The following is a 14,262-nucleotide window of genomic DNA, read 5'->3' on the forward strand; positions in this document are numbered from 1 at the left end:
TACAGACGTTGATCCATCGAATGAACCAAACCGCCCACATATCTCTTCAGATATCAAATTTTCAAACAGCGTTGAGACAAAAGAAACTGAGATGCGCCCTAACTTCTTGGCGCGCCCCGCCCCTAATACCTCGAATTCTTATCCGCCTCGTGATACGAACCACCGCGTCTCCGCTGCCGTCCGCCCCGTCTGGCGCCCCAGCGGTGCGTCTCAGCGCCGCCGGTAGAGGGGGTTCTAAGGTTAGTGAGGCAAAGCCGCAAGCAGAAAGTTGAGAAAAGATGATATTTCGGGGAGCTTTTCGGCAAGATGCTGAAATAGCGTGCTAATTTCCCGCATCTAACGCGCCGGAGCTGGCCTCCCCTGCCCTATCTGAGCCGACAGCTTCAACGCGGGCCCATGAATCGGCCGCGATTCACGGGATCACAGGGCAAAATCGGCGACTCGCAGCGCAGGCCCTACCCTTCCTCTGCATCCTCCTCCGCCCGGCTGAGCGAAAGCGGCTCTTTGAAGGTGAGCGTGCGGTAGGGGAAAGGAATTTCCAGCCCTTCCTTGTCCAGCGCCCGTTTCACCGCGGTCACCACCTCATCCCGAGAACGGCGCTGCTCGACCGGGGCTGAGCCTGTCCACCAAGTGACCTCGAAATTGATGGAGGACTCCCCGAACTCTTGGGCGAAGACCTGAATCGGATGCTCCCCCTGCTCTACCGTCTCGCAGCGCGCGACCGCTTCGGAGATCACCGCCCGCGCTTCACCCAGATCGACATCATAGGCCACTCCGCAGATCACGGTTTGCCGACGGTGCTTTTGATCCGTGCGCACATAGACGGGGTTCTTGAAAAGCATCGCATTGGGCACGATCACCAGTTGCCCGTCTGTCTGCCTGATATGGCTCTCTCTTATGGCGATATGGGCAACCTTGCCCTCAATCCCCTCGCATTCGATATGATCCCCCATGCGCATTTCCCGGCGAAAGAGGATGATGATCCCGGCGAGGAAATTCTCAAAGACGTCCTTGAAAGCGAAGCCGATGGCGACCGACCCAATGCCGAGCCCCGCCAGAATGCTGGCAGGCGTGAGCCCGGGAAAGACGATCACGGCCGCGATCATGATGCCAAGGACCCAGATGAGGATAGACGTTAGTAGGGTAAAGAGGTCCTGAAGGCTCGGGCGCAGCTTGGTGCGCGACAGGGTGCTGCTGACCAGCGACCGGCCGAGCGCGGCAATGGCCCAGGTCAATATCAATACGAGGGTAGCGACAGCGATCTGCGGCAAAAATGCGATTGCGTCTCGCGCCATCTCCATGATCTGGCGCCACATGATCCTGACTGGCTCCACCCTGCCCCTCCTCTGGCTGTTTGGTAGTTTGCCGCAAAACCCATGCTGCGGCGAGTGTTACTTGCGCCCCGTTCAACGCGCCACCACTGGCCGTGCGACGATCGGGGGCTAGCTTAGGGCAAGGTTTAGTATATTTGGAAAGGAGCCCGGCGCACCCGGCGTGACACTATGGACATCATTCGCATCATCATCGCTATCCTACTGCCCCCTCTTGGGGTGTTCTTGCAGGAAGGTCTGGGAAAGCACTTCTGGATCAACATTCTCCTGACCTTGCTGGGTTACCTGCCCGGGATCGTCCATGCGCTCTATATCATCATCAAAAGGTGAGAGCGCGGGCAGCGGCCCGAATAGATAAAGCGCGCCTCTGCGAAGAGGCGCGCTTTTGCAATCAATCAGATAGTTTGTCCTTGGCGTCACCGACACCCTTTTGCACTTTGCCCTCGGCCTGATCGACCTGACCTTCGTGCTTCAGGTCTTCGTTGCCTGTGGCATCGCCGGCTTCTTCTTTCAACTTGCCACCGATGTCTTTCGCCTTGCCTTTTGCTTGGTCGTCATTTGCCATGGTTGCTCTCCTCTATCTAGGTAGAGGAACAACGTTGGGCAGGAGGCGCGGGTTCCGTTGTGAGTGACCTGCCACTGAACTTTCATCCAGTCGCGACCGGAGCCCGGTTAGTGTTTACGCCATCTGGCGATTGCGTTGGTCAGGGTCCGCGCGTAATCAGCCGGGGTTTGGTAATTCAAGGCTGAATGCGGGCGTTCGGTGTTGTAGTCGGTGGCCCAAGTCGAGATCACGACGCGGGCATGAGGCAGGTTGCGGAACATGGTCTCATTGAGCAACTCATCGCGCATCCGCCCGTTGAAGCTTTCGACGAAACCGTTTTGCATGGGCTTGCCTGGCGCGATGTAGTGCCATTCGATCCGGTGTTCGGAACACCACCGCAGGATCGCATCCGAAGTCAGTTCCGTCCCATTGTCGGAGACAATCATCCCCGGCTTCCCGCGGCGCTCGATCAGAGCCGTCAGCTCGCGCGCTACCCGGCGTCCCGAGATCGAAGCGTCCGGGATCGCCGCCAGGCATTCACGGGTAACATCGTCGACCACGTTTAGCACCCGGAAGCGCTGTCCATTCGCGAATTGGTCGTGAACGAAATCCAGCGACCAACGTGCATTGGGCTGCGCCTCAACCAGGATCGGCGCCCGAGCCCCGACAGCCTTGCGCCGGGCCTTCCGCTTGCGCACCGTCAGTCCCTCCTCGCGATAGAGCCGATAGATGCGGTTGATGCCGGATGGCTCGCCCTCGCGGCGCAGCAGCACGAAGAGCCGCCGATAGCCGAACCGACGTCGCTCATTGGCCAACTCGCGCAGCCTGCCCCGTAGCACAGTGTCAGGCGCACGCTGTGATCGGTAGCGCAGCATCTTGCGATCCGCTCCGGCTATCCGGCACGCCCGCCGTTCCGACAGCCCGAAGCGGGCCTTCAGATGCGCGACCGCCTCGCGCTTCACGGCAGGCGTCACCACTTTTTTGAAACCAGCTCTTTCATTGCCGCGAGATCCAGCATCTGCTCGGCAAGCAGCTTCTTCAACTTCGCGTTCTCATCTTCGAGCGCTTTTAGACGCTTGGCCTCCGACACTGTCATGCCGCCGAACTTGGCCTTCCAATTATAGAAGGTGCCTTCAGACATGCCGTGCTTGCGACACAGGTCCTAACCTGCTCCCCGAGGCTCCCTCATTCATAACGAGAGTTTGCGGGTCTGGTTTTCATATTCGTCGTCGTTGGTTTGGGCAAGCGCGCCGGGCGTGGAGCCCTCGACTTGCTCGAGCGTCCGGCGCGCTTGTGCGGGTGCTTGGTTGTCGAGCGATGAGTGCGGTCTGACATTGTTGTAATCGTATCGCCAAAGGGCCAGCTTGCGCCGGGCATCGTCCAAGCTGTCGAACATCTCCTCGTTGAGGAGTTCATCACGTAGGCTGCCGTTGAAGGATCCGATGAATGCATTCTGCTGCGGCTTGCCTGGGTCGATGTAATGCCAATCGACGCCGTTTTCGTTCGCCCATTTCAGGATCGCCCGGCTGGTGAACTCTGTCCCGTTGTCACTGACAATGCTGGCAGGCTTGCCATAGAGACGCACAAGCGCATCCAGCTCCCGCACAACGCGGAGGCCCGAGATGCTCGTGTCTGCCATCAGGCAGAGATTTTCGCGGCAGCAATCGTCGTTCACCGCCAGAATGCGGAACTTGCGCGAGGCGCCGAACGTGTCGGACAGAAAGTCCAGAGACCAGCGCTCACCCGGTCTCAGCGCCTCAGGCATCGGCCTCCGCGAGCCACGCGCCCGTTTCCGGCCCCGTCGTCGTCTGACGACAAGCTTCTCTTCCGTGTAAAGCCGATACAGCTTCTTGTGGTTCATGATCATACCATTGCGTTCCAGCATCACCCCGATCCGCCGATAGCCAAACCGGCGCCGCGTGGCTGCGACGGCCTTCATCTCTTTGCGTATCTCGGGATTGTCCGGCGGGCGTTCACGCCGGACCGTCTTGGGGTCGACACCGACAAGTCGGCAGGCCCGGCGCTGCGAGATGTCATGATCCCGCATCGCTCTGACCGCTGCCTCTCGCCGCTCATTCGGCGCCGTCAGCTCTTTCCCAGCAGGTCCTTCAGCACGACGTTGTCCAGCATGCTGTCCGCCAGCAGACGCTTGGGCTTGGCGTTCTCGTCTTCCAGCGCCCTCAGCTTGGCCGCGTTAGAAACCCCCATGCCGCCATACTTGGATTTGAACTTGTAGAACGTGCCTTGGCTGAGGCCATGCTTCCGGCACACCTCCGCTGTCGGCATTCCGGCTTCCTGTTCCTTGATCATCCCGATGATCTGCGCCTCGGTGAAACGACTCTTTCGCATCTGTTTGCTCCGTCGAAAGGTTGAGCAAACTCTACATCAGAACGAGGGAAGTTTCGGGGGGGGGGGGCAGGTCATTAACGAACCCCAGTTGGACAGTGCTTTGGCAAGCATCAGATCAAGATGCGCACCGCCACTAATAATCGTTAAACAATGATAGTCTTGCACAGAACGCTTAAGGATCACCCCTTGAGAGAGACGAGCAGCCCCCACTGCCCGTCTTTCTCTTTTCTCACGTGCCCTTATTCAGGATCGCGGATGGTAATCGCCGGGTTCATCGGGAAGAAGTTATGCGGCATGATATGCACCGTCTTCCACTCCGTCGACATGACAGGCCAATCTTCCATGCGCGGCACATGGTGAAACCCTGCTGTGAACCACGTTACGATGTCCTGATCCTGTAGCGGCGCGTCTTCCTTGACCCACTGCGCCAGCGTGTCGGACCCATCGCTTTGCAACGCGAACTTGCCGCCTGCATAGCGTTCCTCAGGGTCATGCACCGTGTTCCATACCGAATTCTCGATATAGGCGTTGCGGATCATCGGGGGGTCGTTCTTAAAGTCGAATGGCCCGTAAGCCACGCTGCCGTGGTGGATCATATAGCCCGGTTTATGCCCCAACGGCCCTTTGCGGTCGGGGTTCTGCAGCATGAAGTAACGCGGCTTGAACGAGGATACCTGATAGGCCGCCTCAGCCTCGGACTTGGGCATGTTATGCTCGACCTTCCATAATGACCGGCGCGGGCTATCTTCGGCCACTTCGGCGGGCACGATGTCCATCGTCATGAATCGGTTTTTGGGCTGGTCAATGTCGAAGTCGAGGCGGAAGTTGAAGTAGTGGTCATGGTTCGCCGCCACCAAGTTGGGCGCAATAAGCGTGCCGTACTCCGTCTCTCGCGCCGCCGAAGGATCATCCATTGATGTCGCATCGGCGCCTTTCACACCATCCAGTCCTGTGGCACCAATCTTGATCTCCATTTGGCCGTTCTGCTTGAAACGGTAGTCGATCAGATAGTCGTAGTTCCCCACTTCTGAAGCAGTACGCACCACCAACTCGGTCTCGGGCCGACCCTCGGCGGGGGTGTATTGATCGGGACCTTGGGCAAAGACCTCGAAATGTCGCCACGCCGGATCACCGATGTTGCGCTCAAAGATGCAGACCGCATCGGGGATTTCCAGCGGCTGACCGTCATCGCCCGCGATCATTGCTGGCAGGAAGGTCGCATAAGACGGGCAGTCGATCCCTGCCACCAGCGGGGTCAGGAACAGCCCGAAGCCATATTCCCCACTGTCCATATAGGTCCGCCAATAGAGCCCGGCGCTCGGGTCCATATAGGGCACGAAAACCTCGGACAGATGGGCCTGATAGAGCAGCGTGCGCCATTCGTCGCCATCCTTCACATCTATGTTCGACAGCACCGGACCGGGGCGTTTGTCGACCCGCAGGCGCATGCGCCACATGTCCCATTCCAGTGCGCCATCGGCATAGGTGAAATTCGGTCCGCCCTCTTGGGTCAGCACGGCGGGATTCGTCGCGGCGCGTTGTGGGGTCCGGGCCTCGATCTCCTCGCCCGTGTAGCCCCAGCCGTCTTCGGGGACCGCCACATTGCCCTCGTCAATCACACGCAGCGCCTTGCCGCTTTGCAGATCGACCACGGCGTAGATGTTCTCGATCGGTTTGGCATAGAAATTCGACCCTTCGGGCGAGACATAGCAAGGCACTTTCATCAACCGCGTGCCGTCGTCTTCGTCCGAAAAGAAATTGCCCGCAGTGAGCGGCAGGCAGAACACCTGATCCGGCGTCAGCCCCCGTTTCTCTAGCCCCGCGATCATGTCGGGATGCTCTAGCGCGGCGGTCATAGCGTTGGCGAACTCATTGAAGAGGATCATCGGCTGACCCTCAGTGGGCGCGCTGCTCTCGATCTCTCCGGTCGTCAGGTTCACGATGGTCTCGACAAAGCCGCTGTTATCGGCGTTGGACATATGCACCATCGCGCGACGGTCGAGCGTGTCTCCCTCGCTCCATGCCAGCACATCGGCTTTAGGCGGCTCGATCAGTTCGATCAGCGGATAAAGCGTGTCATCCCCCGCCAGATCATTGGCCCGCAGGATTTCGTTAATCTTCTGGTATTCCTCCCCGGAAAAACCGTCGAGCGGATGGGCGAATGCCCCCGCGGTGGTGAGGGCAAGGGCCGCGGCCCCGCCAAGTAGCGTTTTTCGTAACATGCTGTCTCCCTTCATGTTGCTATGAAAATGCCCGCTGCCGCGGGCACTAATTGATCGCCAAAGCGCTCCCAGCGTCAGGCGAAAATCACTTGAATGTCGGTGTATTCCTTCAGCCCCTCCTCACCGAATTCGACACCGAAGCCTGATTTCTTGACCCCGCCAAAGGGCGCGTTGGGTTGGATCATGCCATGGCTGTTGATCCAGACCGAGCCGCATTCCATCCGTTTTGCCACCTCCTTGGCCGCCGCCCTATCAGACGACCAGACAGAGCCACCAAGGCCCACGTCCAGCGCATTGGCCTGCGCCAGCGCATCGTCGAGGTCACTATAACGAATGATCGGCAGCGCGGGGCCGAATTGCTCTTCGTAGACCAACGGGTCATCGGCGCTCATCCCGGTAATGATCGTCGGTGGGAAGAAGAGCCCCTCGCCCGGCTCACCGCCCAGCAGAACTTGCCCGCGTTCCTTGGCCTGCGCCACCAGCTTCGCCACCTTGTCAAACTGCATCTGGTTCTGGACGGGGCCAAGGACGCTGTCCTCCTGCGTGCCTTCGCCCACTTTGATGTTGCGTGCATAGGCGACCAGTGCGTCACAGACCGCGTCGTGGATATCGTCGTGCACATAAAGCCGTTTCATCGCGGCGCAGGTTTGGCCGTTGTTGATGAAGGCGCCCCAGAACAGCCCTTCGGCAATCGCTTGCGGATCGGCATCGGGCAAGACGATGCCCGCGTCATTGCCGCCCATCTCAAGGGTCAGACGCTTCATCGTCTCAGCGCTGGATTGCATGACCTTCTGACCCGTCCCGCAGGAACCGGTAAAGACGATCTTGGCTATGTCCGGGTGCGCGGACATCGCCGCGCCCATGTTGAATGCGCCATCAGCGGCGCTGACGGAATTGACCACGCCTGCTGGCAGTACTTCGTTCATCAACTCAATCATGCGTAGGGACGCGAGCGGGGTCATCGGGGATGGTTTGCTGACCACCGTATTGCCGCTACGCAGCGCGGGCAGAATGTGCCAGACCGCGATCAGCACGGGGAAGTTCCACGGGGTGATCGACCCCACCACCCCAAGCGGCTTGCGGTACATCTCGACCCGCCCCTCCGGCGTGTCTTGCAGAACTTCCATCGGCAGCGAGAGTACCGCGGTATAGCGCGCCCAAGCGACCGCGCCGCCCAGTTCCCATTGCGATCCGATGCCGCCCAACGGCTTGCCTTGCTCGGCGGTGACAAGCTGGGCCAACTCCTCCGCATAGGCTTCGATCTTATCGGCCACGGCTGTGCAAGCGGCGGCGCGTTCTTCGTCGGATCTGGCTGACCACGCGGGGAAAGCCGCCTTTGCCGCGGCGACTGCGCGGTCCAATTCTGCCTGTCCGACATCCGGCGCCGTGCCTGCTTGGCCCCCCGTGCCGGGATTGGCCACGGGGAAACGCGCGCCCGTCTCAACCCGTGTACCGGCCGCGATCAGGCCGATGCTATCGATGGTGTCTTTCATGATGTCCTCCGTCATCCCGTTCCGGCACCGTGCCGAAACGCCTCCTCTGGTCAGAGGTTAGGCGCGGATTCGACGGGCATCTTGGGATAACGCGACAGCCCTATTGGACGATCGCGCCACCGTCGCGGGCCTGTGCGACAACGGCGCCCGGCGTCATCCCGTAGCGCTGGCGGAAGGCGCGGTAGAAATGCGAAAGATCGTTGAAGCCGCAGCGATAGGCGCAGTCGGTGACAGAGACCTCTTTGCCCCCGCGGCGAGAGAGTTCTGCATGCGCTTGGGTCAAACGCATTTGCAGCAGACGTTGACCCGGCGTTTCGCCCAAGGGTTCGAAATAGCGTTGCAGGCTGCGCAGAGATACGCCCAAATGCAGCGCCAAAGCGCTCGGCCCGAACTGAGGGTCGCGGTAGTGGCGGGTCATCAGCTGCAAGGCACGTTCCATGATCTGCCCGCGGGCATCCAACGTCTGACTGCGCCGCTCGTGGAAATAGGCCCCCATCAGCCCATAGAACGCTTCGGTCAACTGCAGTCCTGCCTCGGGCGGGCAGTGCATCATCTTGTAGAGCACTGCGCGCAGCGCCAGCCACAGCGGATCATTGCGGTCGATCGCCACTCCGCCATCACAGATGCCACCGAACCTGCCGATCATCTCATCCCGCGGGAGATGCACTGAAATCTGATGCGCCAATTGCCCGTCATAAACAAATTTCGAGGGACGCGTCGCGTCGACGATAAACATGTCGCCGGGCCGCAAAAGGGTAGATGCACCGCTTTGATGCACCACACACTCGCCAACATCCTGTACCAGCATAAAGAAATATTCGGCCGGATCGCGCCGAATGCAGGTCTGCGTGCGGGCCGCTTCCTGAGCATCGAGCGAAACCAGCGCGGCTTCAAACCCACCCATCCCCCGCTTTCGCGCCAGACCGTGAGACGGCCCCTCGCGGCGCGCAGGTTCCACCTCAAAAGCGCCGCAAATCTGCAGAATATCGTTGCGCAGGACTTCGATGGGAATGGCCTTTGTGGCGATCCGGCTCAATGCCTTCATGATCCCATTCTCCTCAAAAACCGGCGCAGTGACGCCTCTGGGAAAAGGTTATCGCATTCATTTGCATGCATCAAGCGAGGCAAAACTGGGAAATACCGAGCTTTGAGAGCGTTTCTAAAATCTCCATGACAGCTTGAGTGAGTGTTGCGAGCCGAGCAGAGCTTTTTGTCATTGGCGCAAAGGAAGTCATCGAAAAGCCTTGTGATCCTATGTCAATGGGCACGCAAATTAGTACGGCAATGGATGCGCGCTCCTTCTTCCGAGTGCTGAGAATATAAAGGCGACAGACTTCGTGATTAGAACTACACTCTTCACAAGCGTTGACATACTCCGACCCCACCAGCTGTCGTGAGACCACTTGAGTCAGCATATTGCAGTTCACAGGATAGAGTTGATCCTCAATTGCCAAGCAATTTAGCAACGAAGTCTCCAGTACATGATGGACCCCATCCGTGAACAAGCAGTTCGGCTGGTTGGTGAGGGAACAATCGCGATCAAGCAGGGCGAGAAGCGCGTCGATCCTAAGTCGTTCAGTGGGATATACCGCATCGCCATCGCCTAGAAGCCGGATTAGTCTTGCGCCAAGCCGCGCCACCAAACGGCCTGTAGTCTGTTCTCGGGGTGGTAGCGGCTCACGTCCGGGGCGCCGTCGTTCAACCAGACCGGCCCACGTTCGCCCAATGCCACCTTGGCCTCATGCACCTTTCCTTGAGGAGTTTTCACGTCTTCATTTGTCTTTGCATTCTTCACAGCCAAGCGTGCTTGCATGAGTTCTTTCACAAGCGCCGCCCGTTCCGCTTCGGGGAGGGTGGGATTGGTACAATGCCAAAGACGGTTCTTGAAAATCGATAATTTTAGGGGGATTACCTTAGCGGAATTGCATGACATACTAGCATTCCAACTATTTTCAGATGCAGGTTAAAAGATGGCGAAGATGACCAAGGATAAATTGCGCTCGCGAGATTGGTTTGCGCGCGAAGGTGATCCGGAAATGTCGGCGCTGTATCTTGAACGTTATCTGAACTACGGGCTCACGCGCGAGGAGCTTCAGGGCGGCAAGCCGATCATCGCGATTGCACAGACGGGCAGCGATCTCAGCCCCTGTAACCGCCATCATATCGAGCTTACCAAGCGTGTCAGGGACGGAATTATCGCAGCGGGCGGGACCTGTATCGAGGTGCCTGTGCATCCCATTCAGGAGACCGGCAAACGGCCTACGGCCAATCTAGATCGCAATCTTGCTTATTTGTCATTGGTTGAGACGCTCTACGGCTATCCCATTGACGGCGTGGTCCTGAACATCGGATGCGACAAAACGACCCCGGCCCTGTTGATGGCGGCTGCGACGGTCAATATTCCTGCGATCGCACTGTCTGTCGGCCCCATGTTGAACGGCTATTCGAATGGGGAGCGCGCAGGCTCGGGCACGGTGATCTGGAAAGCGCGCGAGTTGATGGCCAAGGGCGAGATCGATGGCGAGGAATTTATGGAGATTGCCGCCTCCAGCGCGCCATCCGTCGGATATTGTAACACGATGGGAACGGCCACCACGATGAACTCCCTGGCGGAGGCTTTGGGCATGCAGCTTCCCGGCTCCGCCGCCATTCCCGCGCCGTACCGCGAACGCGGGCAGATCAGTTATGAGACAGGAAAGCGTATCGTCGGGATGGTCTGGGACGATCTGCGCCCGTCCGACATCATGACGCGGGAGGCTTTTGAAAACGCCATCGTCATCAACTCGGCCATTGGCGGCTCTACCAATGCGCCCATCCATCTGAATGCGATCGCTGCGCATCTTGGTGTGCCGCTGGACAATGACGACTGGCAAGCCTTGGGGCATAAGGTGCCGCTGTTGGTGAACCTCCAGCCGGCGGGGGAGTATCTGGGCGAAGATTATCACCGCGCCGGCGGCGTGCCTTCCGTGGTGGCGCGTCTGTTGGAGGGTGGATTGCTGCCGCACCCTCAGGCGACCACTGTGAATGGACGGTCGATGGGCGACAATTGCGAAGGGCGCGCCGCGACGAACGATGACGTGATCCGCAGATTGGAGAACCCGCTATCGACGAATGCGGGGTTCTTGAACCTCTCGGGCAACCTGTTCGAAAGTGCGCTTATGAAGACCAGCGTGATCTCTGACGATTTTCGCAAACGCTATTTGTCGAATGCGGACGACCCCAATGCCTTTGAAGGCCGCGCTATCGTGTTCGACGGCACCGAGGATTATCACAACCGCATCGATGACCCTGCCGAGGATATCGACGAGAACTGCGTCTTGTTCATGCGGGGTGCGGGGCCGAAGGGCTATCCGGGCGGGGCTGAAGTGGTCAACATGCGCCCCCCTTCCTATTTGCTGACTAAAGGGATCGCCGCCTTGCCCTGCGTCGGCGACGGGCGGCAGTCTGGCACGTCCGGGTCGCCTTCGATCCTCAACGCCTCACCCGAAGCGGCGGAGGGAGGCGGCTTGGCTCTTTTGAAAACCGGTGACCGGGTGCGATTTGATCTGGGAAAAGGCACCGCGGACATGCTGGTACCGCTGGATGAGCTGGCCGAGCGGGCGCGTCAACTTGTCAGCGACGGGGGATACCAAATGCCCGCCAGCCAGACACCGTGGCAGCAGTACTTCCGCGAGCTAACAACCGAATTGGACAAAGGGATGACATTGCGCGATGCGCCTTCCTATCGCGATGTCGCCCGTAAGAGCAGTCCGAGGGATAGTCACTGACGTCCGGTTTGTTCATGCTATAGTGGGGGGTTGGACGCCATTCAGTCGCAGATTAGGGCTTGTTGAAAAGACCCTACTCTCTAGCGCCCCAACCAGCCGCCATCGACAGGCAGCGTAATCCCCGTGACATAACGCGCGGCGGGGGAGGCGAGGAACGTGACGGCGCCTGCGATATCCTCGGGCTCAGCCCAGCGACCCAGTGGGATACGGTCGAGGATCGCTTTGTTCCGATCGGGGTCAGCACGCAGGTCTGCTGTGTTGTTGCTGACGACATAGCCCGGCGCGACAGCATTCACCGTGATCCCCTGTGCCGACCACTCGTTAGACAGGGTTTTCGTAAGCCCCGCCACAGCGCTTTTCGATGCTGTATAGGATGGCACGCGAATGCCGCCCTGAAACGAGAGCAGTGATGCCACGTTGATCACACTGCCGCCTTGTTGTGCCGTCACGCGCGCCTTGGCAAAGGCTTGGCTGAGGAAGAAGACGACCTTGAGGTTGATATCCATCACGGCGTCCCAATCGGCCTCCGTGAACTCCAGACTATCCGCGCGGCGGATGATGCCTGCGTTGTTAACCAGTGTATCAATCGGCCCGAACTCGGCCACAGCCTGTTCGAACGCGGCGACCGCGCCTGCGACCGTTCCCAGATCGGCCTGCACCGCATCAGCCTTGCCACCTGCTTCGGCAATAGCCTTTAGCGTGTCCGCCATGCTGGACCGACCCACCGCGATGACGTGACAGCCTTGGGCTGCCATACCAATCGCGATTGCCTGACCGATGCCTGTGTTCGCACCGGTCACAAATGCACGGGTTCCCTGTAGTGAAAAGCGGTTCATCTGAGGTCTTCCATGGCGACCATGTCCATATCGGTGAAGGCCATATTGTCGCCCGCCATCGCCCAAATGAACGAATAGGCAGCCGTACCGGCACCGCTGTGTATCGACCACGGAGGGGACAAAACCGCCTGTTCGTTGCGCACGATCATGTGGCGGGTCTCATCAGGTTCACCCATCAAATGCACGACGTTCTGATCTTCGGGCAGATCGATGTAGATATAGGCTTCGGAGCGGCGTTCATGCACATGCGCCGGCATCGTGTTCCAAATCGAACCGGGGGCGAGTTTCGTCATCCCCATGACGATCTGGCAGCTTTCGATCCCTTCGGGATGGACGAACTGGTAGATGACACGCTCGTTGCAGGTATCTCGCGACCCGAGAGGAACCTGCCGTGCATCGTCGATGGTTACCAGTTGCGCAGGAATGGCGCGGTGGGCGGGGGCGGAGATGATATAAAAATACGCGTCCTCTCCGTTGAGCGTTACGGCGCCGGTTCCCATGCCAAGATACAGCATGTCGCAGCGGCCTAAGGAATATGTCTCTCCGCCCGCCTCAACAATGCCGCCTGTGCCGAGATTGACCAACACAGCTTCGCGGCGATCCAGCCAAGACGGTGTCCCCGTCTGGTCGACCGCATCAATCGCGAGCGGCCCGCTTTTCGGTTTGGCGCCCCCCACAATCATGCGGTCATACTGGGTGTATGTCAGATTGACCTCGTCGTCCTTGAACAGGCCTTCAATCATGAACTCCGCACGCAGTTCCGCGCTGCTCATCGTCTTGGCGTGGCGCGGATCAATTGCGCGGCGTAGGTTGGTCTTGTGCATCGTTTCCTCCCGTGATGCCTGAATGATCGAAGGCTTTAATGGGCCTTGCTTTGTAGGGTTACTCCCGTGCCCCTACTGATCCTCAAATGTCTCGAAATAGCTGGCGTTGGTATCGGTGATGCGCTGGATCGTTTCATCAAGACGTGACAAATGCAGCGCCCCCGCGGCGACAGCCTGGTCTGCATCATGCGCCTTGACCGCCTCTGAGATCGCTTTGTGATCCGCCAAAAGCTCAGGCATGCGCTGTTCCTTAGACAACCCAAGCCGACACAGGCGATCTACTTTCGCCTTCTCCCGCATGATGACGTCGAAGGCGAATTCTGCATCCGCGATGCCGCAAAGGGTTTCATGAAACTCATAGTCCAGCTTGCCGAAGCCATCGACATCGTGGTCCTGTATCGCCTGCTCTTGCAGCTTTAGGGCCGCGTCGATCTTTGCCGTACCATCGGCATCGCATTTTGCAGCGGCGCGGCGCAGAACTTCGTATTCCACAGAAGCGCGCACGAAGCGGGATTTCTCGATCTCCCGCATGGAGAACCGCTTTACCTCAGTTGCGCGTTGCGGGCGGATCAACAGCAGGTCTAAATTCGCCAACCGGCTAAAGGCATCGCGCACGGGTTGGCGCGAAATACCGAATTTCGTTGCGATCTCCGCCTCGGAGATCTTGTCGCCGGGAAGCAATGCCAATGTCGAAATTTCGCTATGCAGGTAATCGAACACCTCATCGACGCTGGTGCGCCGCTCGCTCAATTTGGTTACCTTCGCCATGTCGCTACCTTCTCTTAAAGGGGCCGTGAATTTCGCCGTCTCGTGGCATTGGGCATATTGGCCCCACAGGAGCGACTCACTCACTTTTGCTTCTTTGAAGCCGCCAGATCTAGAAGTCTAGGGATACC

General features: G+C 59.0%; 13 protein-coding genes and 1 pseudogene. 3 read left to right on the forward strand and 11 right to left on the reverse strand.

The annotated features are described in order from the left end of the window. Positions 1-455 precede the first annotated feature (455 nt). Positions 456-1,316 carry a mechanosensitive ion channel gene (locus ACGYLX_RS15685; protein ID WP_168613623.1) on the reverse strand — a complete coding sequence of 287 codons (861 nt, stop codon included), beginning with the start codon at positions 1,314-1,316 and terminating at the stop codon, positions 456-458. 186 nt (positions 1,317-1,502) lie between these two features. Between ACGYLX_RS15685 and ACGYLX_RS15690 the strand changes: the two genes are divergently transcribed. Beyond that, a complete protein-coding gene (locus ACGYLX_RS15690; protein ID WP_082852043.1) occupies positions 1,503-1,661 on the forward strand; it encodes a YqaE/Pmp3 family membrane protein in 159 nt (52 codons plus the stop codon). 61 nt (positions 1,662-1,722) lie between these two features. Here ACGYLX_RS15690 and ACGYLX_RS15695 read toward each other — a convergent pair whose 3' ends face one another. The 6 genes and pseudogenes from ACGYLX_RS15695 to ACGYLX_RS15720 form a co-directional block, all read right to left on the reverse strand. Continuing rightward, positions 1,723-1,896, reverse strand: coding sequence for a CsbD family protein (locus ACGYLX_RS15695; protein WP_168613622.1), 174 nt, complete (start codon positions 1,894-1,896; stop codon positions 1,723-1,725). Between the two features lie 82 nt (positions 1,897-1,978). Then, a pseudogene (locus tag ACGYLX_RS15700) lies at positions 1,979-3,037 on the reverse strand (IS3 family transposase); the annotation flags it as partial. Between the two features lie 27 nt (positions 3,038-3,064). Further along, positions 3,065-4,224, reverse strand: a protein-coding gene (locus ACGYLX_RS15705) for an IS3 family transposase (protein WP_394450636.1) whose coding sequence is annotated in 2 segments (ribosomal slippage) — positions 3,065-3,975 and positions 3,975-4,224 — 1,161 coding nt in all. Because the reading frame shifts where the segments join, the coding sequence is not laid out codon by codon here. Between the two features lie 239 nt (positions 4,225-4,463). After that, positions 4,464-6,446 carry a tyramine oxidase gene (locus tag ACGYLX_RS15710; protein ID WP_394450638.1) on the reverse strand — a complete coding sequence of 661 codons (1,983 nt, stop codon included), beginning with the start codon at positions 6,444-6,446 and terminating at the stop codon, positions 4,464-4,466. A gap of 74 nt (positions 6,447-6,520) precedes the next feature. Next, positions 6,521-7,939 carry an aldehyde dehydrogenase family protein gene (locus ACGYLX_RS15715; RefSeq protein ID WP_394450640.1) on the reverse strand — a complete coding sequence of 473 codons (1,419 nt, stop codon included), beginning with the start codon at positions 7,937-7,939 and terminating at the stop codon, positions 6,521-6,523. A 100-nt stretch (positions 7,940-8,039) separates the two neighbouring features. After that, entirely contained in the window at positions 8,040-8,984 is a 945-nt protein-coding gene (locus ACGYLX_RS15720; protein WP_394450642.1) for a helix-turn-helix domain-containing protein, read from the reverse strand. Between the two features lie 436 nt (positions 8,985-9,420). On the opposite strand from ACGYLX_RS15720, the gene ACGYLX_RS15725 reads away from it, so the two are divergent. Continuing rightward, on the forward strand, positions 9,421-9,546 hold the full coding sequence (locus ACGYLX_RS15725; RefSeq protein ID WP_394450644.1) for a DUF3253 domain-containing protein: 126 nt from the start codon (positions 9,421-9,423) through the stop codon (positions 9,544-9,546). A gap of 8 nt (positions 9,547-9,554) precedes the next feature. Here the strand turns inward: ACGYLX_RS15725 and ACGYLX_RS15730 are convergent, their stop codons facing one another. Then, complete coding sequence (locus ACGYLX_RS15730) at positions 9,555-9,707, reverse strand: hypothetical protein (protein ID WP_394450645.1); 153 nt, start codon at positions 9,705-9,707, stop codon at positions 9,555-9,557. A 202-nt stretch (positions 9,708-9,909) separates the two neighbouring features. Between ACGYLX_RS15730 and ACGYLX_RS15735 the strand changes: the two genes are divergently transcribed. Further along, positions 9,910-11,706: an IlvD/Edd family dehydratase gene (locus ACGYLX_RS15735; protein WP_394450647.1), complete on the forward strand. Its 1,797-nt coding sequence runs from the start codon at positions 9,910-9,912 to the stop codon at positions 11,704-11,706. Between the two features lie 80 nt (positions 11,707-11,786). Here ACGYLX_RS15735 and kduD read toward each other — a convergent pair whose 3' ends face one another. The 3 genes from kduD to ACGYLX_RS15750 form a co-directional block, all read right to left on the reverse strand. Beyond that, entirely contained in the window at positions 11,787-12,542 is a 756-nt protein-coding gene (kduD, locus tag ACGYLX_RS15740; RefSeq protein ID WP_394450649.1) for a 2-dehydro-3-deoxy-D-gluconate 5-dehydrogenase KduD, read from the reverse strand. Further along, positions 12,539-13,366 (reverse strand): 5-dehydro-4-deoxy-D-glucuronate isomerase, encoded by an 828-nt coding sequence (gene kduI / locus ACGYLX_RS15745; protein ID WP_394450651.1) that lies wholly within the window; start codon positions 13,364-13,366, stop codon positions 12,539-12,541. Before kduI ends, kduD begins: the two co-directional genes overlap by 4 nt. Positions 13,367-13,438: 72 nt before the next feature. Then, complete coding sequence (locus tag ACGYLX_RS15750; RefSeq protein ID WP_394450653.1) at positions 13,439-14,134, reverse strand: GntR family transcriptional regulator; 696 nt, start codon at positions 14,132-14,134, stop codon at positions 13,439-13,441. Positions 14,135-14,262 lie beyond the last annotated feature (128 nt).

The sequence above is a fragment of the Sulfitobacter sp. 1A13496 genome (genome assembly GCF_043557225.1).
Taxonomy (GTDB): Bacteria; Pseudomonadota; Alphaproteobacteria; order Rhodobacterales; family Rhodobacteraceae; genus Sulfitobacter; species Sulfitobacter faviae.